Annotated in this window: 24 protein-coding genes; 14 read left to right on the forward strand and 10 right to left on the reverse strand. The window is 39.9% G+C overall.

What is annotated here, in order from left to right:
* Nucleotides 1–17: 17 nt before the first annotated feature.
* The 5 genes from EZ437_RS10990 to EZ437_RS11010 all read right to left on the reverse strand — a co-directional run bounded on the left by EZ437_RS10990 (nt 18) and on the right by EZ437_RS11010 (nt 3,890).
* Nucleotides 18–536 carry a nuclear transport factor 2 family protein gene (locus EZ437_RS10990; RefSeq protein WP_225869557.1) on the reverse strand — a complete coding sequence of 173 codons (519 nt, stop codon included), beginning with the start codon at nt 534–536 and terminating at the stop codon, nt 18–20.
* Nucleotides 537–547: 11 nt separating this feature from the next.
* Nucleotides 548–1,429, reverse strand: coding sequence for an aldo/keto reductase (locus tag EZ437_RS10995; RefSeq protein ID WP_131595964.1), 882 nt, complete (start codon nt 1,427–1,429; stop codon nt 548–550).
* Nucleotides 1,430–1,661: 232 nt separating this feature from the next.
* Entirely contained in the window at nt 1,662–2,312 is a 651-nt protein-coding gene (locus EZ437_RS11000) for an HD domain-containing protein (protein ID WP_131595965.1), read from the reverse strand.
* 39 nt (nt 2,313–2,351) lie between these two features.
* Entirely contained in the window at nt 2,352–3,104 is a 753-nt protein-coding gene (locus EZ437_RS11005; protein WP_131553328.1) for an SDR family oxidoreductase, read from the reverse strand.
* 45 nt (nt 3,105–3,149) lie between these two features.
* Nucleotides 3,150–3,890: an SDR family oxidoreductase gene (locus EZ437_RS11010; RefSeq protein ID WP_131595966.1), complete on the reverse strand. Its 741-nt coding sequence runs from the start codon at nt 3,888–3,890 to the stop codon at nt 3,150–3,152.
* A 262-nt stretch (nt 3,891–4,152) separates the two neighbouring features.
* On the opposite strand from EZ437_RS11010, the gene EZ437_RS21730 reads away from it, so the two are divergent.
* Nucleotides 4,153–8,334, forward strand: a complete 4,182-nt coding sequence (locus EZ437_RS21730; RefSeq protein ID WP_205942682.1) for a sigma 54-interacting transcriptional regulator — start codon at nt 4,153–4,155, stop codon at nt 8,332–8,334.
* Between the two features lie 90 nt (nt 8,335–8,424).
* On the opposite strand, the gene EZ437_RS11020 is transcribed toward EZ437_RS21730, so the two are convergent.
* Both EZ437_RS11020 and EZ437_RS11025 read right to left on the reverse strand, forming a co-directional pair.
* Complete coding sequence (locus EZ437_RS11020; protein ID WP_131595967.1) at nt 8,425–9,231, reverse strand: helix-turn-helix domain-containing protein; 807 nt, start codon at nt 9,229–9,231, stop codon at nt 8,425–8,427.
* A gap of 102 nt (nt 9,232–9,333) precedes the next feature.
* Nucleotides 9,334–10,218, reverse strand: a complete 885-nt coding sequence (locus EZ437_RS11025) for an oxidoreductase (RefSeq protein WP_131595968.1) — start codon at nt 10,216–10,218, stop codon at nt 9,334–9,336.
* Between the two features lie 560 nt (nt 10,219–10,778).
* Between EZ437_RS11025 and EZ437_RS11030 the strand changes: the two genes are divergently transcribed.
* The 9 genes from EZ437_RS11030 to EZ437_RS11070 all read left to right on the forward strand — a co-directional run bounded on the left by EZ437_RS11030 (nt 10,779) and on the right by EZ437_RS11070 (nt 17,606).
* Nucleotides 10,779–11,102 carry an antibiotic biosynthesis monooxygenase family protein gene (locus tag EZ437_RS11030; protein WP_131595969.1) on the forward strand — a complete coding sequence of 108 codons (324 nt, stop codon included), beginning with the start codon at nt 10,779–10,781 and terminating at the stop codon, nt 11,100–11,102.
* 328 nt (nt 11,103–11,430) lie between these two features.
* Nucleotides 11,431–12,018, forward strand: coding sequence for a TetR/AcrR family transcriptional regulator (locus tag EZ437_RS11035; protein ID WP_131595970.1), 588 nt, complete (start codon nt 11,431–11,433; stop codon nt 12,016–12,018).
* Between the two features lie 78 nt (nt 12,019–12,096).
* Nucleotides 12,097–12,816 carry a hypothetical protein gene (locus EZ437_RS11040; RefSeq protein ID WP_205942683.1) on the forward strand — a complete coding sequence of 240 codons (720 nt, stop codon included), beginning with the start codon at nt 12,097–12,099 and terminating at the stop codon, nt 12,814–12,816.
* A gap of 15 nt (nt 12,817–12,831) precedes the next feature.
* Nucleotides 12,832–13,287, forward strand: coding sequence for a hypothetical protein (locus EZ437_RS11045; protein WP_131595971.1), 456 nt, complete (start codon nt 12,832–12,834; stop codon nt 13,285–13,287).
* A 47-nt stretch (nt 13,288–13,334) separates the two neighbouring features.
* Nucleotides 13,335–14,153, forward strand: a complete 819-nt coding sequence (locus tag EZ437_RS11050; RefSeq protein ID WP_131595972.1) for an SDR family NAD(P)-dependent oxidoreductase — start codon at nt 13,335–13,337, stop codon at nt 14,151–14,153.
* Nucleotides 14,154–14,182: 29 nt separating this feature from the next.
* Nucleotides 14,183–15,109, forward strand: a complete 927-nt coding sequence (locus tag EZ437_RS11055) for an NADP-dependent oxidoreductase (protein WP_131595973.1) — start codon at nt 14,183–14,185, stop codon at nt 15,107–15,109.
* A 31-nt stretch (nt 15,110–15,140) separates the two neighbouring features.
* Nucleotides 15,141–16,001, forward strand: a complete 861-nt coding sequence (locus tag EZ437_RS11060) for an alpha/beta fold hydrolase (RefSeq protein ID WP_131595974.1) — start codon at nt 15,141–15,143, stop codon at nt 15,999–16,001.
* A 161-nt stretch (nt 16,002–16,162) separates the two neighbouring features.
* Complete coding sequence (locus EZ437_RS11065) at nt 16,163–16,510, forward strand: hypothetical protein (protein WP_205942684.1); 348 nt, start codon at nt 16,163–16,165, stop codon at nt 16,508–16,510.
* Between the two features lie 154 nt (nt 16,511–16,664).
* Nucleotides 16,665–17,606, forward strand: coding sequence for a helix-turn-helix domain-containing protein (locus EZ437_RS11070; protein ID WP_131595975.1), 942 nt, complete (start codon nt 16,665–16,667; stop codon nt 17,604–17,606).
* Between the two features lie 98 nt (nt 17,607–17,704).
* On the opposite strand, the gene EZ437_RS11075 is transcribed toward EZ437_RS11070, so the two are convergent.
* From EZ437_RS11075 to EZ437_RS11085, 3 genes are read right to left on the reverse strand one after another with little or no spacing between them, the layout of a single operon-like run.
* On the reverse strand, nt 17,705–18,457 hold the full coding sequence (locus EZ437_RS11075) for an SDR family NAD(P)-dependent oxidoreductase (RefSeq protein WP_131595976.1): 753 nt from the start codon (nt 18,455–18,457) through the stop codon (nt 17,705–17,707).
* A gap of 23 nt (nt 18,458–18,480) precedes the next feature.
* Nucleotides 18,481–18,972 (reverse strand): DUF1097 domain-containing protein, encoded by a 492-nt coding sequence (locus tag EZ437_RS11080; protein ID WP_131595977.1) that lies wholly within the window; start codon nt 18,970–18,972, stop codon nt 18,481–18,483.
* 51 nt (nt 18,973–19,023) lie between these two features.
* A complete protein-coding gene (locus tag EZ437_RS11085) occupies nt 19,024–19,764 on the reverse strand; it encodes an SDR family oxidoreductase (RefSeq protein WP_131595978.1) in 741 nt (246 codons plus the stop codon).
* 717 nt (nt 19,765–20,481) lie between these two features.
* On the opposite strand from EZ437_RS11085, the gene EZ437_RS11090 reads away from it, so the two are divergent.
* The 4 genes from EZ437_RS11090 (at nt 20,482) to EZ437_RS11105 (ending at nt 25,059) form a co-directional block, all read left to right on the forward strand.
* Nucleotides 20,482–23,598, forward strand: a complete 3,117-nt coding sequence (locus EZ437_RS11090) for a PAS domain S-box protein (RefSeq protein WP_131595979.1) — start codon at nt 20,482–20,484, stop codon at nt 23,596–23,598.
* Nucleotides 23,585–23,977, forward strand: a complete 393-nt coding sequence (locus EZ437_RS11095) for a response regulator (protein WP_131595980.1) — start codon at nt 23,585–23,587, stop codon at nt 23,975–23,977. Before EZ437_RS11090 ends, EZ437_RS11095 begins: the two co-directional genes overlap by 14 nt.
* A 202-nt stretch (nt 23,978–24,179) precedes the next feature.
* The gene (locus EZ437_RS11100) at nt 24,180–24,365 is read left to right on the forward strand and encodes a hypothetical protein (protein WP_131595981.1); all 186 of its coding nucleotides are present in this window, start codon (nt 24,180–24,182) and stop codon (nt 24,363–24,365) included.
* A gap of 94 nt (nt 24,366–24,459) precedes the next feature.
* On the forward strand, nt 24,460–25,059 hold the full coding sequence (locus EZ437_RS11105; protein WP_131595982.1) for an RNA polymerase sigma factor: 600 nt from the start codon (nt 24,460–24,462) through the stop codon (nt 25,057–25,059).
* Nucleotides 25,060–25,072: the final 13 nt, after the last annotated feature.

Genomic DNA, 25,072 nt, shown 5'->3' on the forward strand with positions numbered 1-25,072 from the left:
TTAAATTTAGAATGTTACTATTTACGGTCTGGGATTCTTCTCATAATATCGGCAAACTCGATCCCGTCCAAAAAGGCTACTACCCTGACTATCTTTTTGTTCTTAATCTCCATGGTCCACGAATAACTAGCATTGTAAGGTTTTCCATCTGCCGCGGTTGCCTTGCCATCCCATAAAGCAACTACAATGTTACCATCAGCATAAAGTCCGGTAACCTTAGGTGTAATTTTTTTTGAAAGACGGTCATTTAATGGAATGATTACCTCATCCATAAATTGCTTTTTACTTACGTATGTTTTGGATAGCGGAGTGCTTCCAGTTATTGTCCATTGTATATCATCTGCTAACAGGTCAAAAAAATTACCGGTACCACTTGCCCATTTATTAAAGCCTTCTTGAATTAATATTTTATTTTCCATTGTGGCTGATTTTTTATGTTGGGCGTGTAAAACGCCTGTAGTTAAAAAAAAGAAATTTAGCATGGTGATCACCAATACCTTGCCATATCTAGAACTAAAAACACCTTTGATTTCCATAGTTTATAATTTTATTTGGATAATATTTCAAATTCCCGGTCCGTCAATTTTATCTGTACAGCTTCCATATTTTCCTGAAGATGAGCCAGAGAGCTAGTGCCCGGAATAAGGAGGATATTTGGCGAACGTTTCAGCAGCCAAGCTAAAGCTATTTGTGAAGTTGTGGCATTATGCTTGTTTGCGATATGTGCAAGCCTATCCTTCAATTTATCTGGACCTGATGCAAGTGGGAACCATGGAATAAACGCCATGCTATTTTTCGCGGTATAGTCTACAATGTGCTCCCAGCCGCGCTCTGATAAGTTATAGAGGTTTTGCACCGACACGATCGGCACAATCTTTCTTGCGCGTTCAATAACTTTAATATCAACTTCCGATAGTCCCACGTACTGGATCTTGCCAGCTCTTACGGCATCGGCAACGGGCGCCAGCGTTTCTTCGATCGGAATTCTAGGATCAACACGGTGCAATTGCCATAACTGGATCCGTTGTTTATCCAAGCGCTTCAGACTTCCTTCAATCGCTAGAGCTATATACTCCGGCTTGCCGTTGACGTGCCATCTACCCGGACCACTTCGTTCCAATCCACCTTTGGTTGCGATAACAATGCTGTCATAATACGCACCTACCGCGTCTTTAACCAGCAATTCATTGGTATGAGGACCGTAGGCGTCAGCAGTATCAATGAAATTGACGCCAGATTCCACTGCAGAATGGAGCACACGTTTGTCAAGATCGCGATTTGAAGAATCTCCCCACACGCCCGCACCATTTAATTGCATGGTTCCATAGCCTAAACGATTAACTTCTAATTCATTGTTAAATTTGAAGGTGTAGATAACATCGCTGTTGCTTACTTCTTTTTCTTCTTTTTGATTTTTAGTCTTTTCCATAATCTATCAATTTATATAATATCTAAAGTGATGAGGGGCAAATAGATAACTAATATCAATTTGATCAACTGCTAATGTTCATCTCAACATTCCTCAACATTGTAACGCTAATTTTTTTAACCTCACCAACCCAATGAAACCACATTCAATAAAAGTTTCTCTGCATCAAATGTTAAATAGCTTAGATTCTCTTAAGGAGTGGGCATAAATCATCTGCTATGTTTTCTGAGCCTTATTCACTCCATGGTGAATGCAGTATACAATCACAGAAATTTTTACGATGGAAATTGGGAATCATAAATGCACACACATCGGCTTTAATATTACCGAAGGTTGTTTCTGTTTTATGCTCAAAACCACTGAAAAAAGTCGGAATAATATTTTTCTTAAAATCATTCCTTGGAAATGCTTTTATGATATCTTCTCTATGTTCTGCGCTGAGATTCTCGTAACCTTCACCCATGACATCTAATCCTACACCGGAATACATTAAGGCAACTTCCGCTTCTTTATGCTCGGCAATTCCGATGGTAGTGTGGAGGGCGATTGTATCCCATGCCAATTGGAGCTTGTCTTGCGCTATGCCGTGGCCCTTCAAAAAATCACGGGCTGCATTGGCCCCATCTACTTCAAAGCGAAGATCAGGGGTGCTATAATGTTTGGTTAAGCCCAGGTCATGAAATACGGAACAAACATACAATAGTTCGGGGTCGTACTGTAAACTATTCCGTTTACCGTTAAGAGAAGAGAAAAAGAACACCCGCAATGAATGATTGTAGATAAATTCCGTACCGTGCTCTAGCAATAATTCCGTAGCTTGATTGGCAATGGTACTGTCTGGAACAACGATTCCCGCCAGCGATTTTACTTTGTTTATTGACATGATTATTATTTTTTTAATATTTGATAATAAATATTTGAATTAATTTGTTGCGCCGCCGTTAACCAGTAGATGCTGTCCTGACACGAACGAAGAAAGTCCACTCGCAAAGAATTCTGCAGCATTGGCTACGTCCTCAACGTCTGCCAAACGTCCCATCGGACAGCTATCTAGTAATTGTTTCCGCAGCGCTGGATAACTATCTGGGTCAGCGAATATACCCGAGTGATCTACCGCAAAGGGGATAATAGAATTGACTGTTACCCCTCTATGTCCAATCTCTTTTGAAAGGATGTCTACAAGATATCGTGGTGTGGTCTTACTGCCGCCATACACTGCCATTCCTGGTACTGGGAATGAGGTGGTGCTGGATGCGATGTAGATGATGCGGCCGTTATCGGTTACTGTTTTTGCAGCTTGCTGCATGGTGAAATATGAGCCTTTAGTGTTTATAGAAAACAAGCGGTCAAATTGTTCCTCGGTAAAATCGACGACTGGGGTTTCTACCATTTCAATACCGGCATTGGCTACTATAATATCTATTTTACCAAATTCTTTTTTTGCTTCGGCAAATAACCTTTCAATATCGGCTACCTTGCTTACATCGGCCTGTACAGCTATTACTCTTGAGCCCATGGCTTTGATATTCCTTACGACGTCATCGGCAGATGCTTTGTCGCGAGAATAGTTTATAACGATATCGGCACCTAAAGCTGCGTAACGTTCGGCAATGGCCTTACCTAAACCTCTTGCGGATCCGGTAATTAAGGCTACTTTATTTTTTAATGAGTTCATGAGTTTTATGGTTAATAATTTTAATTTAAAACTGAAATTGATAATCTACGCCATTCCGCCGTTTGCACCAATGTTTTGCGCATTAATCCATTTAGCGTCGTCGCTTGCCAAAAAGGCAACTACTCTGGCAATATCCTCAGGTTCGCCAATTCGGTTAAAGGGGTTTAAAGAAGCCAGACGGTCAATAACTTCCTGTGGCTTGCCTTTGGTAAACAGTTCTGTATTGGTTGGTCCGGGAGATACGGTATTTACGTTGATCCCTCTTACACCTACTTCTTTGGCAAAAATCCTGGTAAACTGTTCTACCGCGGCCTTAGATGCAACGTAAGTTCCGTAGGTAGGCATCATTACGCGGGTTGTGGTTGATGAAAAGTTGATGACACTACCATTATCGGCCAGTTTAGTTGCCGCCTCACGCAGCGTGTTAAAAGGGCCGCGGACGTTGATGCCAAACTGCCGCGTAAAATCTTCATCAGTGGTATCCTTGATCAGTTTTGTAATCATAATACCGGCATTGTTTACCAACACGTCAATTTTACCATAATGCTCAATGCCATGATCAAAAAGAATTTTTACCTCTTCCGACTTGCTTACATCAGCCTGTAATGCGATTGCCTCACCGCCATTGTGAAGGATTTTTGCCACAATCTCGGCAGCGGCTTCCTTATTTCCCGCATAGTTGATAATTAGTTTAGCGCCTTCGTCAGCCAGTTTTAAGGCTACAGCTGCACCGATGCCTCTTGAGGCTCCGGTTACTAAAATTACTTTTCCCGTTAATGTTTTCATCGAAGTAAAAATTAAATTTTGAATTTCCTGAAATGCAGGTTGTAAACATAGTTATAAAAATAATGCCACATACATAACCTGCTGATTTAAAGTTATTTAATAGAATATTTGTTCAAAAGCATAGACGATATATCGCCTATAGGCTTTAACTTGGACGAAGTGTCGACTTGATTTTTAGTTAGCGTTCTGTCTTATATAATTTGATAACCATTACTGTACAACTCCATTTGTTTTTTATGCCATATTGAATTAATTTTAATGAATGAAAGTGAACAGGCGTGACGATTTGGCCCCTGGGCTAAGCAATGATGAATTATTCCTATCTCTTACTCTTGATTTGATAAATGTCCGCTCCAAGCAGCAGTTATATGTTCTAGTTAATGAGAAGTTAAGGGGACATACGGGTTATACATACGCTACCATATTTACCGGGGTAGCTGGGGAGGATGGATTCAGAAATTATTTTTCAGATATTTTTTATTCTGCCGGGTTACAAGTATTCTGCGATTCAGGGGATATTGGTCTTTCTAAAGAAGATTTAAAGAATTTTTTAATCCCAGAGTACTGTAAAGGCTTTGAGCCGATAGAAGTTAAGCTATTTGATGATAATTTACTGATTGCTCGTCTGGTTATGCTTTATAATAAGACTGTCAATCAACGTATTGATATTAAATTGCTGGAATCGCTTGCGGGAGGGTTGGCTAAGACCCTATCTAAGATAACAGATTATGACAAGTTCACTCAACGTGAAACTGAAAATGAAATTCTCGACTCCCTGGGTCATGAGATGGCTTCTTTACGAGACACACGGGATCTGCTGAAATTAGTACAGCGTAAGCTAAAGCAGAATATTGCGTTTAGTGATCATTTTATCCACCTGATTAGCGAGGATCAAAAGGCGCTATTTGCTTATCTTCAGGATACGAGTTCTTCTATGAGCCGGAGCTCTCAGTTTACCAGATCGATAAAGGCACAATTTTCATCGAGTGATAGCTTAATTAAAAAGGTAATTTTTTCAAAAGAACCACATGTATTTGATCTGCAACATCAGCAAACTTCCGGCGATTTGAGTGAACATTTTCAGGTATTACATGGAAATGGAATAAAGCGTGTGATTATAACAAGCTTGTATACAAGAGATCGTTTAATTGGTATTTGGTGCTTATGTCAGGTAGACAATTTACCTAGCAGCGATTTTCAGATTCGACTGATTAAGAAAGTTTCTAATCAGCTTTCGATTACTATTGATAATATCCGGGCTAACGAATCGGTTTTATCGAGGGAGAGAGAAAGCAATTTATTACTCAAGCTTAGTGAGCATATCGCTCTCATCCGAAATAAAACGGAACTTTTTCAGGCAATTAATCTCAACCTTAGAAAGCTGTTTAATTTCGATGACATAGTGATTATGGTATTTAACGAAGACAGGACGTACTATTCGTTTCTGTTTTCACTGAGCCAACAAAGCCCGGGTTATCTGCATTATCAAAAAAATGCCTTAAAGAAGAATATTGATGATGATTGCTGTCTTCGTGAAGTAATTCATTCCCAAGGCCTTGTAATATTAGATGTAGAAAAACTTGCCCAGAGAGAATCTGCCCCTGGTTACATCAAGTTCGAATTCGATAACGGCATTAAAGAAAAAATCGCCATCTGCCTAAAGGACGATCATAAAATCATAGGGGCATATTTTGTGAATTCTATGCGAAAAAGCGCCTACTCAGACCATGAGTTAAAACTGATCGAGGGAGTCTCTTATCATATTTCTATTGCTGTATCCAATATTTTGGCGAATGAAGAGATTGCAAGAAGGCAAGAGGAAAAAGCAATATTGTTATCCTTGAGTACAGAGATTGCCTCCTTGAAAAGCAGGAATGACCTTTTCCGTGTTGTAAACGAAAAAATAAAAAAGATATTTTCTATCACACAGTTCGGTATTGCAAAAATCAATGATGACCATTTAACCCATAGTGCCTTCATGATTGACATGGGTAAGGCTGTTATTGATCACGCAGACTTTGAAAAAATCACTAATTTAAAATACAGCATCAATGACCGCGCATTCTCCAGTGTTATTAGAACGGACGAACCGGTTATGCTTGACATCGCAGAATTGGCAGCTGAAGCTGATGCACCAGCTTATGTGTATTTTTGGGAGGCAATCGGGTTTAAAAAGTTATTATGTCTCGCACTGCGTGTCGGTGGAACTCCCATCGGAACCATTTTCTTTAATATCCTTGAGAATGAAGATGATGGCAGAAAATATAGCTTATTGAAAGGTGTTTGCTCACAGGTCGCAGTAGCTGTTTCAAATATCCTTGCCAGTGAGGAAATCAGTAGCCGGGTGTCGGAAAGGGAACTGCTATTATCAATCAGTACAGACTTAGCCGCCGTAAGAAATCACCACGAGCTTATTGCCGTGATTACCTCAAGGTTAAAGAATCAGCTCACCTTTACCCATACCCTTATCGGCATTGTAAATAGTGACCACGCGACCTTCAAGGCTTATATTACCGACCCTGCTTCGATGAGCCAGGGACATCCAGACTACAATGATGCTAAAAAACTCAATTTTCAGATTAATGACGGGGTAATGGATAAAGTTTATAGCAGCTCCGTTCCTCTTGTTTTTGATTTTAACGAGCTGAAAGCTGCTCAAGACTTACCAGTGTATCTTAAAATCAATGATGAATCCGGTCTAAAACAAGCCATTATTACAAGGTTTTCACTTGGCGGTGAAGTATTTGGTTTCTGGATGCTGTTTCTGAAAAACAATGAATCATTAAATTCAGGCAGCTTGAGCCTGATAGGGGGATTGGCTAATCAAATTTCCGTAGCTGTTTCAAACATCATGGCCAATGCAGAAATCAGGCAACGCGAAAATGAAAAATCATTACTACTCTCCTTTAGCAACGCACTTGCCTCAATAAGGAATAAAGAGCAACTGGCAAAGGAATTTTCAGATGAATTGCGAAAATTTGGCGTCATTGGTAATTACAGCCTTAGGCTTTTGTCTGCAGACCAGAAATACCACCAGATGTATTTGTATGATGCCAGGGATGCGTTTACCGAGCACCCTGGGTTTAATCATATTCTGACTATGCAATGTGATGTAAATGATGGTATTACTAACTTGGTGCTTGATTCACAGGAGCCACTGTCTTTCAATATTCAGGAACTTAATGAGCGGAAGACCGTCCCCCCGTATGTGAAATGGTGGAGGGAAATCGGCCTGATAGAACTTACCGGTCTGCGGGTACGATTAGGGGAAGTCAATATTGGTATCTTGTGGCTTAGTATTCCGCAAGATTACGATAAATCTGCAAATGCCTTACTTTTAAAAAGTATATCTTCACAGATAGCCATTGCGCTTTCCAATATCCACTCAAACGAGAAAGTGGTCGCTCAATTAGAAGTTATCGAAAAATACAAACAGCAATTGGAAGAAGAAAAAGTTTATTTAAGGGAAGAGATTCAGACAACTCATAATTACGATGAGATTATTGGCAATAGCAAGGAGATGAAAAAAACTTTTCAAATGGTTTCTCAAGTTGAGGCGACAGATAGTACCGTTCTTATTCTTGGCGAAACAGGTACAGGAAAGGAGTTGATTGCAAGAGCAATTCACAATAATTCTCCCAGAAGAGACCGGCTGATGATTAAGGTAAATTGCGCTACATTACCTGCGAATTTAATTGAGAGCGAGCTCTTTGGTCATGAAAAGGGGAGCTTTACTGGCGCCACAGAGCGAAGAGTTGGGAAATTTGAACTGGCCGATAAGGGTACTTTGTTTTTAGATGAAATTGGAGAGTTACCTTTGGAACTGCAGGTGAAACTATTACGGGCCCTGCAGGAGAAGGAAATTGAACGAATTGGTGGTAGGGGCACGATTAAAGTCGACGTTAGAATTATTGCAGCAACCAACCGGGATCTTGAAAAAGAAATGGCGGAGGGACGGTTTAGGAGTGATTTGTACTACAGAATAAATATCTTCCCGATTTCTCTTCCGCCACTAAGATCCAGACCGGAAGATATTCCTTCACTTGCTTCACACTTTCTGCAACGATTCTCTAAAAAGCTTGGTAAGCCAATTGATGCAATAGGTAGCAATGCCATGCGTGAATTAACGCAATATTCCTGGCCTGGAAATATCAGGGAATTGGAACATCTCATTGAAAGAAGTATTCTGCTAACTAACGGAACCATGATTAAGGAAATTCAGCTTCCTGTAATGAGAGATAAAAATAAACCCTTAACATCTGAAACAGTTACTTGCTTAAAGACAATCGATGAAAATGAGCGCGATCATATTTTAAGCGTACTAAAATATTGTCGAGGACGGATAGGTGGCGAAGGTGGAGCGGCTGAAAGGTTGGGAGTTCCGAAAAGTACCCTGAATTCAAAAATCAAAAGACTTGGCATACGAAGGGAACATCTGTATTAAACTGTTTCCTACTTTAGATCCCCCTTTTGCATATACTTATGAAGGCAATTTATTGATTGTATTACCGTAAGGTATCTTGGTTCTATAGTACTACATCAGTAAAAATAGTTTGGAGGGTGAAATGCCATATCTTTTCTTAAATGCGAAAGAAAAATGGGATAGGTCTTCAAAACCCAGTTCTAGGTAGACATCCGATGCTGTTTTTCTTTTTTCTTTGAGCAGATAATACGCTTCCTGTAGCCTGCGGTTTTGAAGCCAGCGACTTGGTGTAGTATTAAAAATTTTTTTAAAATCTCGCTTGAAAGTAGCGAGGCTACGACCTGTTAAATATGCAAATCTTTTTAACTGCACATTAAAATGGAAATTTTTCTCCATAAAGCCTTCCAAATCTATTTTACCAGGCTCACTAAAATCAAATAAGATATCCTTTATTTCAGGATTGCTTTGTAGCAATATTAATATACACTCGCGGATCTTCAGGTTCTGCAGGTTGGTATTTATTTGTACATCATTCTGTTGGTAAGGTGTTAATGATTCTATAAAACTCTTATACAAGGTTTGAGGATTCAAATTTAAAATCGCATCGCCATCAAAATGACCATTCGTTGAAAAGCCATACGCCATGCTAAATTCCAGTAGGGTATGCTGATCCAAGTAAACGGAAACTGATTTAAATTCGCCGTTTGGTGGTGGTTGTTTATTAAACTTAATTAAATGGTTACGACGGATGAACCTGTAATCACCTGGATTGAATTTATACTGCTTTTGACCATCGCTAATGGTCAGGATACCAGATATCTGGTAGCTAAACACATGCTCGGGCACAAATTGCTCACCTTCCCTGCTGCTAGTATAGTGGCAGGAATAACCTATTTTCGGTTTACCGGTATTTTGCATTTTGGTTAACTTTTTTTTCGTAAAAATATAGTAGATCAAGCGATTGGTAGTCTTAAATATGAATATATCTACCAACCACTTAATCAAACATTAAATTAGCAATTACTTTTTTAAACTTAAATATCTTTTACCGTGCTCTGTTTCCAGAAAATTTTCAGCATCATCTGCATCTGTCGATGTACTGATAGTTTCCCATCTTTCTAATTCCTTAAGTTTAGCAGCTTCTGAGTGCTTTACAATAGCCACAGCTTCGCTACCGAGTAACAAGTGCAATGGTGGCTCTGCATCATTCACTATGTTTATCATTACACGGGCAGCCTTATCTGGGTCGCCAATTGGTTTGAAATTACCATTTTTAAAAGCATCCATTCGCACATCCACAGTTGTTTCATAACCCGCTATACGCGGTGCATAAGTCATCGAATCGCCAGCCCAGTCCGTACGAAAGCCACCTGGCTCTACGCTTGTTATTTTAATACCTAAAGGTGCAACCTCAACGGCCAAACCTTCGCTAAAACCACTAAGGCCAAATTTGGCTGCCTGATAAATGCTTATGCCGCCGCTACCAACCCGGCCGCCAATAGAACTAATCTGCAGAATATGGCCCGACCGTTGTTTACGCATATATGGTAAAACGGCACGAGTTATTTCTATCGGTGCATATAAATTCGTCTCCAATTGACTGTGTACCTGTTCGTCTGTATATGCTTCCACAGCGCCAGTAATACCGAAACCTGCATTATTTACTAATACATCTATCTTACCAAAACATGCTATGGTGTCGGCAATGGCTTTATGTACGGCAGGGTAATCGGTAACATCTAATTTTATTACATAAACTTGTCCAGGATATTTATTTTTCAAGTCTATTAGGTTATCTGTGTTTCGAGCAGTAGCTGCTACTTTATCGCCTGTCGCTAAAACTGCTTCTGTAAGGCTGCGTCCCAATCCTCGGGAGCTGCCGGTAATGAACCAAACTTTTTCCATTGTTGTAATTTTTGTTTTTATGAAACAAAAGTACAGTATACTGAGAATTCAAGTTTTGTTAGGAAGCTCAAATATGCTTTGTTTAAAAGCTCATAACAAAAGATTAATATTATTCATTGAATTAGCCATAAAAATAGCTTTAGAAGTATCGCCTAAATAAAATGTTTGCTGTTACTATTGGAGACACTGCAAATGAGCTGCCCATCTTCAATCATGGCGAACGTCACAGTAGCAAAATCTTTTTAATTCCAATCTTGCTTAAACTCTCCGTCATCTATCCCTATTTTATTATATCAATAATGATTGCCTAAATATATTTTATAGCTTTATTAATCTTTTTTTAACAACTTTATTAGTGTCGTCCGCATGATGTTATTTTTCGCGGTCTGTACTTGTGGAAATGGCTTCCCATTCCGCTACCTCTTTGTGCATTTTTTCTACTTTTGTTCGGACAGAATTGACTGATTCTTTACCAATAGGTAAATGAAGGGGTGGATTCTCGCTATTAGCACTAATCACTTTTAAATTATTACTTACTTTCGAAGATAAAACAATACATCATGACAACTATAAACGAAGAAAACCACTACTTAACATTAATCAATGTTTTTATTGTTGAGCCTATTAATCAGCAAAAATTGGTAGATCTCCTCATCCTAGCTACGGAAAGCGGTGTTGCAAAAGTTAAGGGCTTTATTTCATCCAGCCTACATCGCAGTATAGATGGTAAAAAGGTAACTATGTATGCTCAATGGGCAAGTATTGAAGATTATGAACAAATGCGTGCAAATCCGTTAGCATCACCTTATCTTATCGAGGCCCTAAAAATTGCCCGTTTCGAACCGGCAATGTATGAGGTTGTGAGGACATTTTTACCTAAGTAGCAAATTTAGGAAGTTATGAGCAGAGCTAAATTATATATTGGTAACCGAACCTCTTTTAGATGAGGAAGATCTGTTAATTAGTTAATTGAAACTTAAACTCTGTCACTTGCGTCTAAAAAGGGGTTAATTCTGTTTAATCCAAGAAATGATTAAATCGCTCATAAAATGAAATCATACCGATTCTTCCATTTGGTAACGATTGATGGTAAAGTATCTAAATCACTATTTCGTGTAGAAATGTTAAAGAAATGTTAAAACTTGGGAATTATTTTGAATTGACCGTTCGGTCAATTAATTTTGCCCTGTCAATAATATAATAATTGCTGTCATGACTAAAGGAGAAGAAACCAGACAAATGATAATCAAAAGTGCCGCACCTATCTTTAACAAAAAAGGTATTGCAGCTACTGCGATGAGTGATATTATGGACGCGACAAAGTTATCAAAAGGAAGCCTATACGTCCATTTTGAGAATAAAGATGAATTGGCACTGACGGTAATAGATTATAACATGCAGCTGCTAGGTAGCAGAGTTTTTGAGGCACTCAGCAAAGCTAGCTCCGCAAGGGACAAACTCATTGCGTATATCGACGTGCTGAGCACGCCTGTAAATCCGATCGTAGAGGGAGGCTGCCCTATGCTCAATTTTGGGATGGAGGCTGATGATACCAACGAAGTAGTAACCAAAAAAGTCAATGAGGGAGTTGTTTTCAGTCAGCAGATCATATCGGATATAATTAAAAAAGGTATTGATGAAGGAGAGTTCAGCAACGAGTGGAACTATAAAGATTTTGCTGTGGTAATGTTTGCCATGATAGAGGGCGGGCAGCTCATTTGCAGGGTTGCAAGAAACAATCGAAAGATGCAGGTAATTAAAGCCAACCTTTTGGAGCAAATAAGCAGATGGGAGCTATAATTTTTTTTGCAGTAAAAATGACCAATCGGTCATAAACGAAATAATTTGAATATTTGACACTTTTAAAAAAACAAAAAAATGAACGATTTACTTCAATTAGCAGTTGACGCACATGGAGGCATGAAAAGATGGAATGAGCTTTCCGAGGCTTTTGTAACGATGAAGATCGGTGGAGTGCTTTGGGAATCCAAACAGGTACCCGGGTTCGCATCAATCGGCAGAATCAGGGCAAAGCTACATGAGCAGATTTACTTTAACGAGCCATTTTTGAAAGAGGGTCAGAGAAGCCATTTTCAGAACGGAACGATCGCTATCGAGACTCCAGACGGAAGTGTCATCAAAGAGAGAACCCATCCCCGTGAAGCTTTCAAAGGCCACACCATGGAAACCCCTTGGGATGATTTGCATCTGGCTTATTTCAACGCTTACGCTACATGGACCTATCTCACACTTCCTTTTGTGCTGACCTATGAGGGATTTCAGGTTGAGGAAGTTGAAGGCAGAATGGATAATGGAGAAAAATGTCGCGTCCTGAAAGCTACTTTCCCAGATTATCTGGCTTACCATTCAAAAGAGCAGAAATTTTATTTTGGACCGAATGGACTGTTGAGAAGGCTGGATTACGATGTGGAGGTCTCCAAAGGGGCATCTGGCGCTCATTATGTTCACGACTATCAGGAGTTTAACGGGATTATGGTACCTACCAAAAGACTAGTATATCCACCCGATGAGAACAATGATCCGATAAAAGACCTCTTGGTGGTATCGGCAGAACTAACTGAAGTCTCTTTTAAATAATTAAAGTCAACTAAAATGAAAAAGACACAAACACTATTGGGCGCTGTTCTAATTTTAGGCTCCCTCACAATTCCCACTGCTCATTTAAATGCACAGACACAAATACAAACAAAAAATGCTGCGGTAACACCCGTTTCGGTCATGGATAAAGCCGTATATAAACATTTCGAAGTTTTAAACATTAGTAGTAGTGAGAGAAGATTAAGCGAAATGGGTAAAATTTATAGTTCGGATTTTCATATAGTAGATACTTTTTTTGAGCATTTCACTTGTAAAGACTTCAACAACGCTGTAAACGAAATCCATAAAAAATTCCCAGGTCAGAATTTTACGCTAGTGGAGGTTAAAACACTTAACAATGTAGCCAGGGCCACCTGGAAATTAGGTGACGCGCTGAACGGAGAAAATATATTCTTGTTCAAGGACGGTAAGATCACTGATATCATCGCATTTGTATCCGTAAATAAATAATTTTTTTAAACAAAAAAAGACCGAAAGGTCATAAATAATTCTAAAATATGTCAAAAATAATCTTGATTACAGGCGCTTCACGTGGATTTGGTAGAATCTGGGCCGAAGAATTTTTAAAGCGCGGCGATAAAGTTGTTGCTACCGCCAGGGACATAAATGCTCTGTCAAACCTAAAGGAAATATACGGCGATCTTATTCTGCCACTTGAACTGGATGTCAACGATCGTAAGCAGGGAATAGACGTTGTAGTAAAGACCAGGGCACATTTTGGTAGGATTGATATATTGATCAATAATGCTGGTTATGGAGTGTTCGGTGCAGTCGAGGAAACAACAGAAAAGCAGGCACGGGAACTGTTTGAGACGAATTTCTTTGGCCTGTTATGGCTAACACAGGCGGTTCTTCCGGTAATGCGGGAGCAAAAAAGCGGTCACATTATCCAGGTATCAAGTTTTCTTGGCATAACAACGCTTCCGGCCCTGGGACTTTACAATGCGACAAAATTTGCCGTTGAAGGCCTGAGCGAAACGCTTGCATCTGAAGTGAAAGGTTTTGGGATAAAGATATCCTTAGTGGAGCCTAATGGTTTTTCAACAGAATGGGGAAGTGCCTCGGCTGTGCAGACCATACCAATGCCAGAATACCAGCCCATCAAGGATGCAATATTCGGTAATCCGAATCCGGATCTTTTCGGGGATCCGAAGGCTACCGCAGAAGCGATTCTGCAGCTTGCAGATGCGGAAAATCCGCCTTTGCGCCTACTGCTCGGCAAAGTTGCCTATCCGGCAGTCAGGGAAGCGTATCAGCGGAAAATGGACGAGTGGGAACAGTGGAAAGAAGTTTCGGATAAAGCACACGGAATTTAATCATTCAACATTAGATAATATATAGAGATATGAGAGCTATTGAAATAACAGGACCGATACAGATCGAGGATATACAAATTAGGGAAATTCAAAAGCCTGCGCCTGCGGGCAAGGAAATACTTGTGAGAATATTTGCGGCCGGAATAAATCCCGTGGACTGGATGGCACCGGCTTATAATATGTTCGATGTTCTGGGAATGCCGACACCCTATATCATGGGCAGCGATTTTTCAGGGATAGTGGAAGCTGTCGGTCCGGAGGTGACAGGGTTTAAAAAGGGAGATGCCGTGTTTGGGACCCTGGAACTTAAAAAACAGGGTTCATTTGCTGAGTATGCAGTACTACATGAAGATCTAGCCATTTTAAAGCCTGAAGAGCTTTCCTTTGAAACAGCTGCGGCAATACCTTTGGCTGGACAGACCGCACAGGAGGCTCTGTTTGAAAAGCTTAATCTGAAAAAAGGAGAAAAGATATTGATACAGGCTGCGGCCGGAGGAGTGGGTCTGTTTGCCGTTCAGCTTGCTCATAGGGCAGGTGCCTACGTGGTGGCGGTAGCCTCAGCAAAAAATGAGACATTTCTGAAATCACTTGGTGCTGACGAGGTTTTCGATTACCATAATGGCTACCAAGCTTTATCATCTGATTTTGATGCAGTGCTGGATAGTGTAGCCTCAGCAGACCAAACTCTGAAACTGGTAAAAAAGGGCGGACGTTATATTTCACTGACGTCAGCACCTGATCAGGATCTTGCAGCTTCTCTTGGGGTAAGTGCGGGTAACTTTCTTTACCAGCCCTCTTCCGATAGACTTAAGCGGTTGAGTAATCTGATTGCTGCGGGTAAACTGGAAGTAATTCTGGATAGAAATTTCAGATTCGACGATATCGTCGAGGCTTTGAAATACCAGCAGGCAGGACATAGCCGAGGTAAAAATATTCTTACAATAGGCGCAAAGTAAAAAAAAATAGTCAATTAAAATATAAAAAATAATGAAAACTAGAAAAATTAATTCAACAGTCGTAGGCCACAACCACCAAACAGCACCAACCCAGTTTTTAGATGTAAACGGAACTGATTTCGCTTACCGTTCTTTTGGCAGGGATAAAGGTATTCCGGTAATCTTCCTGCAACATTTTACTGGTACAATGGACAATTGGGATCCGGTCCTTACCGACGCCATCGCGCTGCAACACCCAGTAATCCTTTTTAATAATAGGGGAGTGAGTAATTCCAAGGGCACCACGCCCACAACAGTAAGTGAAATGGCGCAGGACGCCGTAGCTTTTATAAAGAGTCTGGGATATACAAAAGTAAATCTGCTGGGATTTTCCCTTGGCGGTTTTATAGCCCAGCAGATCGCAGCCGACTATCCGGATCTAGTGAACAGGCTGATCCTGGCTGGAACCGGACCGATCGGGGGCAAAGCAATAGCGCAGCTGGAATCCTCCTTGGAAAAAGCCATGGCCGACGGTCCCGAAAGAGTACTTATAAATTTGTTTTTCAGCAAAACGCCGACCAGTATTAAGGCAGGGGAAGCCTTTTTGGCAAGACTTTCGGAAAGAAAGCAGGATAGGGATCCCCAACTTAGCCAGGAAACATTTGCTAATCAGGCAAAGGCCATTGTGGCTTATGGTTTAGCAGACCATCAAGACTACAGCCAGCTAAAATCAGTCAGCCAACCTACCCTGATTGTTAACGGGAATGAAGATATCATGGTAGACTCTATCAATTCCTACATAATGCTGCAGAACATTCCCAATTCAAGACTGTTGATGTGGAGCGATTCCGGTCATGGAGCATTGTTTCAATATAATTTGGATTTTGCAGTTGAGGTTAACGCATTCCTGTAAAAATAATATTGGAATATAGGAATTCCTTTGGTCCAAACTAGAGAAACCATCATTCCAAATAACCTACTTCCTTTGTTATTTGCAACACTTCATTCGATTCTCGCAATCCCTTAGCCCATCCAATCCGGATCTTTGTTTAACAAAAACAGAGAAAAATGATAATGATAAGAATTTTTACGGCAGTACTGCTGATTGTGGTGGTCATAATGGGGTTCAAGCAGGGCATAGCTATGTTCAATGGGAACGAAGTTGTGTTGGAGATGTTCGGTAAGTTCAATTTTAGCAGGTTTTGGGTGAAGGTACTTGGGGGACTGACCATATTGGCGGTAATAATGGTGCTGTTCCCACAAACTTATGTGGTCGGCAATGTACTGATGGCCTCCCTGATCCTTTTGATCTTGTGCCTCCAACTTTCAATAATGGATATCAGGGGTGCAATGATCGAGGTACCTTTTCTGTTAATGAATCTTGCACTGATCTATTTTCAGTATCCAACAGTAAAAAAATAGCACTTCGACAGCCCTCATTTTCAAATTTATTTAGTCAGCAGCGACAGATGTGGGTTTTGGTTCTAAGGACCAAAGCCCTTATTTCGTTACGGCAATTCATGGCAGATTGTGTATTACGGAATTACTTGGTAATTTTAACAAGAATTCGACGCGCATGAAAGAGGAAAAGTTAAGGATCTTCAATGATCTCCATGAACAGTACAAGCATCTTGGATTACCTGTCTCGCTAATCGACCGACAGAGCGATTTTACCATCTTCAACCTTGCGGACATCAGGGATATGATTACCATTCGCCCGCCCATCAGCAGGCTGAATTTTTTTGTGTTTGCATTTGTGAAGAACGGTCAGGGGAACTACACGATCGATGAACAGCGTTTCGATATCCGTCCCAGTACTGTCTATTTTACCAACCCCGGACACTCTCGATCATTCGATTGGGCAGAGGTCGGGGAGGTTTATCTGATCACCCTTAGCGAATCCTTTTTAAAGGAGAATGTGCATGCAGATATATTCGAGGAGTTTCCCTTTCTGCTGGCCGAAACCTTTCCGGCACGGGTGCTGGCCCCCGAGGTATTTGAAGAATTTGAACGACTTTACCTACAGATTCACAAAGAGTACCTGTCCCATTCGCCATTTCGCAACCGCCTTATCGGAAATCTTTTTGTTGTGCTGCTGCTGAAGATCAAGGAGTACTTTTGGCTTGATTATAATCCCATATACGAGGGCAACAGGAGTTCGCATATCGTAAAGAATTTTAAGAGACTTCTTGAAAAGCACTATCGGGACCTTAGTGGCGGCATGTTGGATCGTGCCTTCCGTGTACAGGAATATGCGGATGACCAGAACCTGCATCCCAATTACCTCAGCAGCGTGATCAAGGCAAAGACAGGAAAGGCAATTGGCACTTGGATAGCGGAAAAGACCATAGCGGAGGCAAAGTCCCTTTTGCAGAATTCATCTATTTCAATCAAGGAAATCAGTTTCAGGTTGGGATTTTCTGAATCGGCACACTTTAGCAACTATTTCAAGAAGCACACCAAGATTTCCCCTGCTAGCTTCCGCAGTGAACACATCCTCAAGCTTTCCAAGGGGTAAAAACTCTCCACCTATTTACAGAAATTCCCATAAAAAAAACTGGCATGAATTCTACTTCATGCCAGTCAAAACAAATAGTTGCCCGCTAATATTTTAGCTTAGTTGGTCGCCCCACCGTTTACCAAAAGGTGCTGGCCGGAAATGAACGAAGAAAGGTCACTTGCAAAGAACTCTGCCGCATTGGCCACATCTTCTACTTCCGCCAAACGCCCCATTGGGCAGCTGTCCAACAGTTGCTTACGGAGCTCTGGATAGCTATCGGCTTCCGCAAAGATTCCAGAATGGTCAACGGCGAATGGGATAATCGTATTTACCGTAACTCCCTTGTGGCCAATCTCCTTTGAAAGGATTTCTACAAGGTATTTTGGAGTGGTCTTGCTACCTCCATAAACCGCCATTCCTGGGACTGGATATGAAGTTGTACTTGAGGCGATATAAATGATTCGGCCATTATTGGTTACGCGCTTGGCGGCCTGCTGCATCGTAAAATAGGTGCCTTTGGTATTGATGGAAAATACACGGTCGAATTGCTCTTCGGTAAAATCGGTTACCGGCGTTTCTACCAGTTCGATACCTGCATTTGCCACTACGATATCTATCTTGCCGAAGGTACTGATCGCTTCTGCAAAAAGTCGCTGTACATCTGCTACCTTGCTAACGTCTGCCTTTACGGATATTACCCTTACGCCCATGGCTTTGATGTTGCTCACTACTTCGTCTGCGGATGCCTTATCGCGTGAGTAGTTAATGATGATGTCTGCGCCCAATGCTGCATAACGTTCTGCGATTGCTTTACCTAGACCTCTGGCTGATCCTGTGATCAATGCTACTTTATTTGTTAAATTTGTCATGATTTGAATAGTTAAAATGTTTGTTAATGATTTTGGTTAAGAGAATGGTTGGTTTTTTGGGCGTTTACTTTTTCTACAGCAGAGTCGTTAAGCCAGGCGAATAAAAACCCAAAGAATAATGGAATGGCTAGTTGTAAGATCGGGAGTGGGGCCAAGGGTGGATGTACGCCGAATACGACGATCAACCCCAGGAACCACGCCGGAATATTATTCAGCGTTTTTGTTCTGGCGAAATAGGCCAGTGATCCGATAAAGATGAACACGGCAATCGGAAAGCCCAAAGTGCCAATCACTTTGCCCAGTACGCCTCCAGTTAGCTGGATCAGCACGCCCATCAGGATGCCAAGCCCTATCTGTATGAAGACCTTAAGTGAGGACAATACCGTCTTCCCAAATAGGTAATAGCTTACCCAGGCGATGAACATTACCCACGTTGGCCATGCCATGGCGAAGGATATACTTACTGCAACTGCGCCGAACAGGCCGAAAATGATTGCGGTTATAAACGTTTTCATAAATTTTAAGATTAATGGTTGTGGATTATGATTTGATTATTGATTGCGTAGTTAGGCCATGGCGCCATTGGCTCCGATATTCTGTGCCGAAATCCATTTGGCATCATCGCTAGCAAGGAAGGAAACAATTTTTGCAATATCTTCGGGCTCACCGATGCGGTTAAAGGCTGAAAGTGAGGCAAGACGGTCGATAACCTCTTGTGGTTTCCCTTTTGTGAAAAGCTCGGTATTGGTAGGTCCTGGAGATACGGAATTCACATTTATGCCCCTTGCACCGACTTCTTTGGCAAATACTCGGGTAAGTTGTTCAACTGCGGCTTTCGAAGCTACATAGGTGCTATAGGTAGGCATCATCACCCGGGTGGTGGTTGAAGAGAAATTAATAATGCTGCCATTGTCGGCAAGCTTGGTAGCTGCTTCTCGCATCGTATTAAAAGTTCCCTTTACATTGATATCAAACTGACGGGTGAAATCTTCATCGGTTGTATCCTTAAGGAGTTTTGTAATCATGATACCGGCATTGTTAACCAGCACATCGATTCTTCCATAACGGGCGATGGTAGCATCAAAAAGATTTTTTACCTCGTCAGTTTTGCTCACATCAGCCTTGATGGCAATAGCATCGCCACCGTTTGCTCTTATTTTCTGCAACTGCTGCTCAACTGCATTTTCATCTCCCGCAAAATTGATGATTACTTTGGCCCCGCGAGCGGCTAATGTATTTGCAATTGCTGCTCCAATTCCTCTTGATGCTCCGGTTACTAAGATTACTTTTCCTGTTAAATTTTTCATGTTGTTGTTATTTTAAGTTTTTGTTTCTTTTTGATATACCAAAGGTCTACTTAAAACAGAGGGGAAAAATGCAGGATCCAAAGCATTATATGCAAAATTCAAAGACTATAATTTTAAAAGTCAAATTCAGCTGATCTGAATAAAAATCTACCATGAAAATGGGTACTATAACAAAACGATGCGGCAAATCAATATCATGCTGGCGCAGGTCTTATATGAATAAGAGAGGTGAATATGAGGTTTGCCAAAAATGCAATGATGGCAATTAAACCTTGAATTATTCCAAAGGATCTTCGTCAATCTTTGAAATTCTAGTCAAGTCATCAAGTAAATTTCTTGAAAAGTACACAGTCTCTGGAGCCAATGCCCTTCACGATATCGTGAAGGGCATTTCTATTTTTAGCTGATTTTCAAATCGTTGCATAGTGCAAATGGAGACCGATTTTTGGTTCGAGCCCAGTGTCCGCACCCTAACGGTGCAAACGTTAATCAACTTCTGAAAGTGAAGTATAACCTGTTGCTTTTAAATTGTTTATGATTTAAGCTGTGAGTTTTTTTGGTTCGATGTCTATAATTTTTCTGTATTGTAGATTTCTTGTGATCCAATTTAGAAAAAATAATTTACTAGGGATGTTTTGATGGACTCAATGTGGCCCGCTACAGTAATTTTAATTTTTAAATAATATAACCTATCTTCAAGGGTTACTAAAACCAAAAATGATTAATATAAGAACAAGCCAAAATCGATTTGTTTTCTTTGCAGCTACCCTTGTGATAGGCATCGGTGTTTTAGTTATGATTGGCTGGTTTGCCCATATACCCATTTTAACAAGTTTTATCAATGGGTATGCCACAATGAAAATAAATACGGCATTTGGTCTAATTTTACTCGGCTCAGCCTTATTAATTCAAATTGTTCTTCAAAACAAGAAATGGCTATTTTTAGCTAGAATATTTTCTTTACTAACCATAGCGTTAGGTACTTTAACGTTAGCGCAAGATATTTTCAATATAAACCTGAAGTTAGATGAGATTTTTACTTCAGACTTTGATGCAACACTAAAAGGTAATCCCAACCCTGGGCGCATGTCGCCCATAGCGGCTATCTGTTTCGTTGCAATGGGAACATTTCTACTAGCTCATCTGTCCCAGAAAATTATATATAGATTAATCGCACAATGGTCAACACACCTTGTGACCTTCTTCACATTCCTTGCAATAGTTGGCTATTTATTTAATGTTCCGGTCTTTTATAAACTGTCATTTCTAACGTCAATGGCAGTTCATACTTCACTTTGTTTGTTTGTCCTCTCTATCTCCGCCTCTTTAATTCATCCGTCATTGGGTATAAGCGGAATTTTTACAGGTACTCGGCTCGGCAATGTTATGGCAAGGAAACTATTCATGCAAATGACGATCGCCGTTCTAATTCTCACTTTTTTAAGAATAGAATCCGATCGACTTAAATTGGTTAGTGTAGAATTTGGCATTGTGTTATTTGCCATATCCTTTATTATGGTTTCACTATTCTTGATATGGCGAACAGCAGAGGCCATGAACAAAAGTGACTTAAAAAAATCAAAAGCTGAATTCAACTTTGCCCAGATTAAAGCTTTTTTGAATTCTACGCCAGATCCAATTTTAATCCTCAATTCGTCTGGAATCATACAATTAGTTAATGATCGTACAGAAATGGTTTTCGGCTATTCAAAAGACGAACTTATTGGTAGAAACATTAACATCTTAGTGCCTGAACGATTTAGGAATAGTCAATCAATGACCAAACTACTTGATTCGGTAATTGATGAAAGCGAACTTTTTGCCTTGTCTAAGGATGGATTAGAAATACCAGTTGAAGTAAACCTTAGTCCATTTGAAGCTAACGAACTAGACTTTATATCAGCCTCCATCAGAGATGTATCAGAGCGCAGAAAAATAATGTCTGCACTAAAGACCAGCGAGAAGCGAAATAGAATATTCATTGAACAATCACCAAATGCGATTGCAATGTACGATGCGGATATGCAGCTAATGGCAGCCTCCAAGAAATGGATTACTGACTATCAAATTGAAGATAGAGAAATTATTGGCCGTACCCATTACGAAATATTCCCAGAAATTGGAGAAGATTGGAAGAAAATCCATAATGATTGCTTGAAGGGAGCTATACACACTTGTGATGAGGCGGAATTTGAAAGAGAAGATGGGTCGACACAGTGGATTACCTGGGATGTAAGACCTTGGTATGCATCTGAAGACCATATTGGAGGTATCATTATGTACACTGCTGATATCACAGTTTCGAAACAAAAAGATGCTGAACGAAGGAAAATTGAAAACATCCTCGAAAGAAGTAATCAGGTTGCAAAGATAGCCCACTGGGAGATTGATGCCAAAACTGGAAAAGTTTCTTGGAGCAAGCTTGCAAATGAAATTTATGAGTTACCCGATAATTATCAGCCCGATAGGGAGTCTATTCTTAAGTTTTATAAAAAAGGCCCAAACTTAGACAAATTATTACTGGCAGTAGAAGAAAGTAAGAAGAAGGGTAAATCTTACGATTTAGAGGTAGAGCTCGTAACGGCAAAAGGGAATAACAAATGGATCCGTATTATTGGTGATGCCGAATTCAAAAAAGGATTTTGCATCAGACGGTTAGGTATTTTTCAAGATATCACGAAGACGAAAAAGATTGAGGAAGATATTATCCGAATAAATGAAGAGTTGAATGTAGTTCTCAATTCTGGTCACGTTTCCATTATTGGCACCGACCCGAATGGAGTAATTACCCATTTCAGTAGTGGTGCAGAAAAATTGCTATTGTATCAAAAGTCTGAAATGGTTGGTATTCAATCCCCAGAAATTCTTCATCTTCAAACGGAGGTTGAATTAAGGGGAAGCGAACTAAGTACACATTACGGAAGAGAAATTAGCGGCTTCGATGTTTTTACCGAACCCGTACGAACAGGGAGCTTTGACTCCCATGAGTGGAGTTACGTACGAAAAGATGGGACGATCTTTCCTGTGCAATTAGTTGTTACTGCACTAAGAAATGGTAATGGTGAAATCTATGGATTTTTGGGGGTCGCCACAGACATTAGTGATATTAAGAAGGCAGAAAAAGAATTAGTACAATTAATGGAAATAACTAACGGTCAGAATGAACGATTAAAAAACTTTGCCCACATCGTATCCCATAACCTAAGATCGCATGCCGGCAATTTTGCAATGATGCTTGATTTGTTAGCACAAGAGGAACCGGAAATTGCGGAGCATGAATATATCAAACTTGTAAAAAAAGCCTCAGACAACCTCACAGAAACAATTGCAAATTTAAATGAGGTGGTGCTGATGAATACTGCAGTAGAACAAAACCTAGTTCCGATCGAACTAAAGCACGCCGTATCCGCTGCCATTCAAAATGTGAGCATCTTAATCAAAGATGCTGAAATTACAATCACCAATGATGTTGAAGATGAGGTAAAGGTTTTGGGAGTTTCTGCATATATTGACAGTATCGTACTGAACTTTATTACCAATGGCATCAAGTATAGAGCTCTTGATAGGCCTGGAATAATCAAATTATCCTCGCACAAAGAGAATAATTGGGTGGTACTTACAGTAGAAGATAATGGGGTAGGTATTGACCTCATAAAGCATGGAGCAAAATTATTTGGGATGTACAAAACCTTCCATCCAAACCCAGATGCTAGGGGAATAGGCCTTTTTATTACAAAAAACCAAGTAGAAGCATTGGGGGGAAAAATAGATGTTAGCAGTGTTGTGAATGAGGGAACCATATTTAAAATATTTTTAAAACATGAAAAAAGTTGAAATTGCCTGTATCATAGATGATGATCCAATATATATATTCGGTACACGAAGAATAATGGAACTATCTAATTTTTGTGAAACCTTTATGATTTTTCATAATGGCAAAGAAGCATTAGACCGATTAACCGCCATCATCTCGATCGGCGAAAAGCTCCCAGATATTATCTTGCTCGACCTTAATATGCCTATTATGGATGGCTGGGAATTTCTGGACGAATTCACTAAAGTTCCATCTAAAAAGGAAATTCTAATTTATATTGTAACTTCATCTATCGATCCTGCAGATATTGAGCGTGCCAAAAAATACGATGATATTAACAATTATTTAGTTAAGCCAATAACAATGGCAACATTGAAAGAGCTCTTTAATGGATTTTGAAAGCTAACATTAACAGAATAGCTTTAAAACTTAATAATGATTTTGTGCTATTGTTTTATTATTCCAAATAATCTGCATCAATCTTTGAAATTCTAGTCAAATCATCAAGCAAATTTCTAGAAAAATACACAGTATCGTGAGCTCACAATCAGTGAGTTAGCCCCACTCCATGATGGATAGTAATGTACCCTAATCTAATACAATGTTGGTAGTTGATGCATTGATTAAAGCAAATAGAACATTCGACTTACTATTGTTTCCTAATAATGTACATACTTTTGGAGCATTCGATTTTTACATGACACGAAGAAGATGGGATTATTTTGTAACCAATCTGTTAAACGCTACGCCTCCTAAAGATTACCAAATGGGAGGTGCAAGGAATTAACATAACTTGAATTTTAGCTGAGTTCCCCTGCATTCTAACTATTTTTTTGTAGATTTATTAATAATTTCATAAACTTAAATTTATACAAATCACCATGACTGGTCAATTTCTTCAAAACGATCACGACCTGATGGTTCGCCTTAAATCAGGCGATAGGGAGGCTTTCGCTACTTTATATAAATTATATGCTGAACAAATTTTTAGACGTTTGATGCGCCTTGTTAAACAAGAGTCTATTGCTGAAGAACTGCTTCAAGATGTTTTTATGCGTATATGGGAGAATTTGGAAAACATCGATTTGGAAAAGCCATTCGGTGCTTACTTGTATCGAATAGCACAAAATCTGGTTACAGATCTATTTCGCAGAGCAGCCTACGAAAAGCAATTGCTGGATTATCTTATCGCAGGGATGACGGAACTTTATAACCCTGTTGAGGAAAGCGAACATAAAGCGGAAGTCAAACATTTATTGCAGCAAGCTATCGATACATTGCCCACACAGCGAAGAAAAGTATATATACTTTGTAAATTAGAAGGCAAAAGCTATGTTGAAGTCAGCCAATTATTAGGTATTTCTGTTTCTACAATTAGTGATCATATTGTAAAAGCATCTAAAACTTTAAAAAATTATGCTACCAATCGAAAAATTTCTATTGTCTTAATAGCAACTTTGTTAGTCTTCGACCTGGTGTAATTCAAAAAGCGTA

This window comes from Pedobacter psychroterrae, assembly GCF_004331695.1.
GTDB lineage: Bacteria > Bacteroidota > Bacteroidia > Sphingobacteriales > Sphingobacteriaceae > Pedobacter > Pedobacter psychroterrae.

Excerpts from the sequence above, each read along its gene's own strand:
- EZ437_RS10990 (WP_225869557.1), bottom strand. The coding sequence starts at position 536 with ATGGAAATCAAAGGTGTTTTTAGTTCTAGATATGGCAAGGTATTGGTG.
- EZ437_RS10995 (WP_131595964.1), bottom strand. The coding sequence starts at position 1,429 with ATGGAAAAGACTAAAAATCAAAAAGAAGAAAAAGAAGTAAGCAACAGC.
- EZ437_RS11000 (WP_131595965.1), bottom strand. The coding sequence starts at position 2,312 with ATGTCAATAAACAAAGTAAAATCGCTGGCGGGAATCGTTGTTCCAGAC.
- EZ437_RS11005 (WP_131553328.1), bottom strand. The coding sequence starts at position 3,104 with ATGAACTCATTAAAAAATAAAGTAGCCTTAATTACCGGATCCGCAAGA.
- EZ437_RS11010 (WP_131595966.1), bottom strand. The coding sequence starts at position 3,890 with ATGAAAACATTAACGGGAAAAGTAATTTTAGTAACCGGAGCCTCAAGA.
- EZ437_RS21730 (WP_205942682.1), top strand. The coding sequence starts at position 4,153 with ATGAAAGTGAACAGGCGTGACGATTTGGCCCCTGGGCTAAGCAATGAT.
- EZ437_RS11020 (WP_131595967.1), bottom strand. The coding sequence starts at position 9,231 with ATGCAAAATACCGGTAAACCGAAAATAGGTTATTCCTGCCACTATACT.
- EZ437_RS11025 (WP_131595968.1), bottom strand. The coding sequence starts at position 10,218 with ATGGAAAAAGTTTGGTTCATTACCGGCAGCTCCCGAGGATTGGGACGC.
- EZ437_RS11030 (WP_131595969.1), top strand. The coding sequence starts at position 10,779 with ATGACAACTATAAACGAAGAAAACCACTACTTAACATTAATCAATGTT.
- EZ437_RS11035 (WP_131595970.1), top strand. The coding sequence starts at position 11,431 with ATGACTAAAGGAGAAGAAACCAGACAAATGATAATCAAAAGTGCCGCA.
- EZ437_RS11040 (WP_205942683.1), top strand. The coding sequence starts at position 12,097 with ATGAACGATTTACTTCAATTAGCAGTTGACGCACATGGAGGCATGAAA.
- EZ437_RS11045 (WP_131595971.1), top strand. The coding sequence starts at position 12,832 with ATGAAAAAGACACAAACACTATTGGGCGCTGTTCTAATTTTAGGCTCC.
- EZ437_RS11050 (WP_131595972.1), top strand. The coding sequence starts at position 13,335 with ATGTCAAAAATAATCTTGATTACAGGCGCTTCACGTGGATTTGGTAGA.
- EZ437_RS11055 (WP_131595973.1), top strand. The coding sequence starts at position 14,183 with ATGAGAGCTATTGAAATAACAGGACCGATACAGATCGAGGATATACAA.
- EZ437_RS11060 (WP_131595974.1), top strand. The coding sequence starts at position 15,141 with ATGAAAACTAGAAAAATTAATTCAACAGTCGTAGGCCACAACCACCAA.
- EZ437_RS11065 (WP_205942684.1), top strand. The coding sequence starts at position 16,163 with ATGATAAGAATTTTTACGGCAGTACTGCTGATTGTGGTGGTCATAATG.
- EZ437_RS11070 (WP_131595975.1), top strand. The coding sequence starts at position 16,665 with ATGAAAGAGGAAAAGTTAAGGATCTTCAATGATCTCCATGAACAGTAC.
- EZ437_RS11075 (WP_131595976.1), bottom strand. The coding sequence starts at position 18,457 with ATGACAAATTTAACAAATAAAGTAGCATTGATCACAGGATCAGCCAGA.
- EZ437_RS11080 (WP_131595977.1), bottom strand. The coding sequence starts at position 18,972 with ATGAAAACGTTTATAACCGCAATCATTTTCGGCCTGTTCGGCGCAGTT.
- EZ437_RS11085 (WP_131595978.1), bottom strand. The coding sequence starts at position 19,764 with ATGAAAAATTTAACAGGAAAAGTAATCTTAGTAACCGGAGCATCAAGA.
- EZ437_RS11090 (WP_131595979.1), top strand. The coding sequence starts at position 20,482 with ATGATTAATATAAGAACAAGCCAAAATCGATTTGTTTTCTTTGCAGCT.
- EZ437_RS11095 (WP_131595980.1), top strand. The coding sequence starts at position 23,585 with ATGAAAAAAGTTGAAATTGCCTGTATCATAGATGATGATCCAATATAT.
- EZ437_RS11100 (WP_131595981.1), top strand. The coding sequence starts at position 24,180 with ATGTTGGTAGTTGATGCATTGATTAAAGCAAATAGAACATTCGACTTA.
- EZ437_RS11105 (WP_131595982.1), top strand. The coding sequence starts at position 24,460 with ATGACTGGTCAATTTCTTCAAAACGATCACGACCTGATGGTTCGCCTT.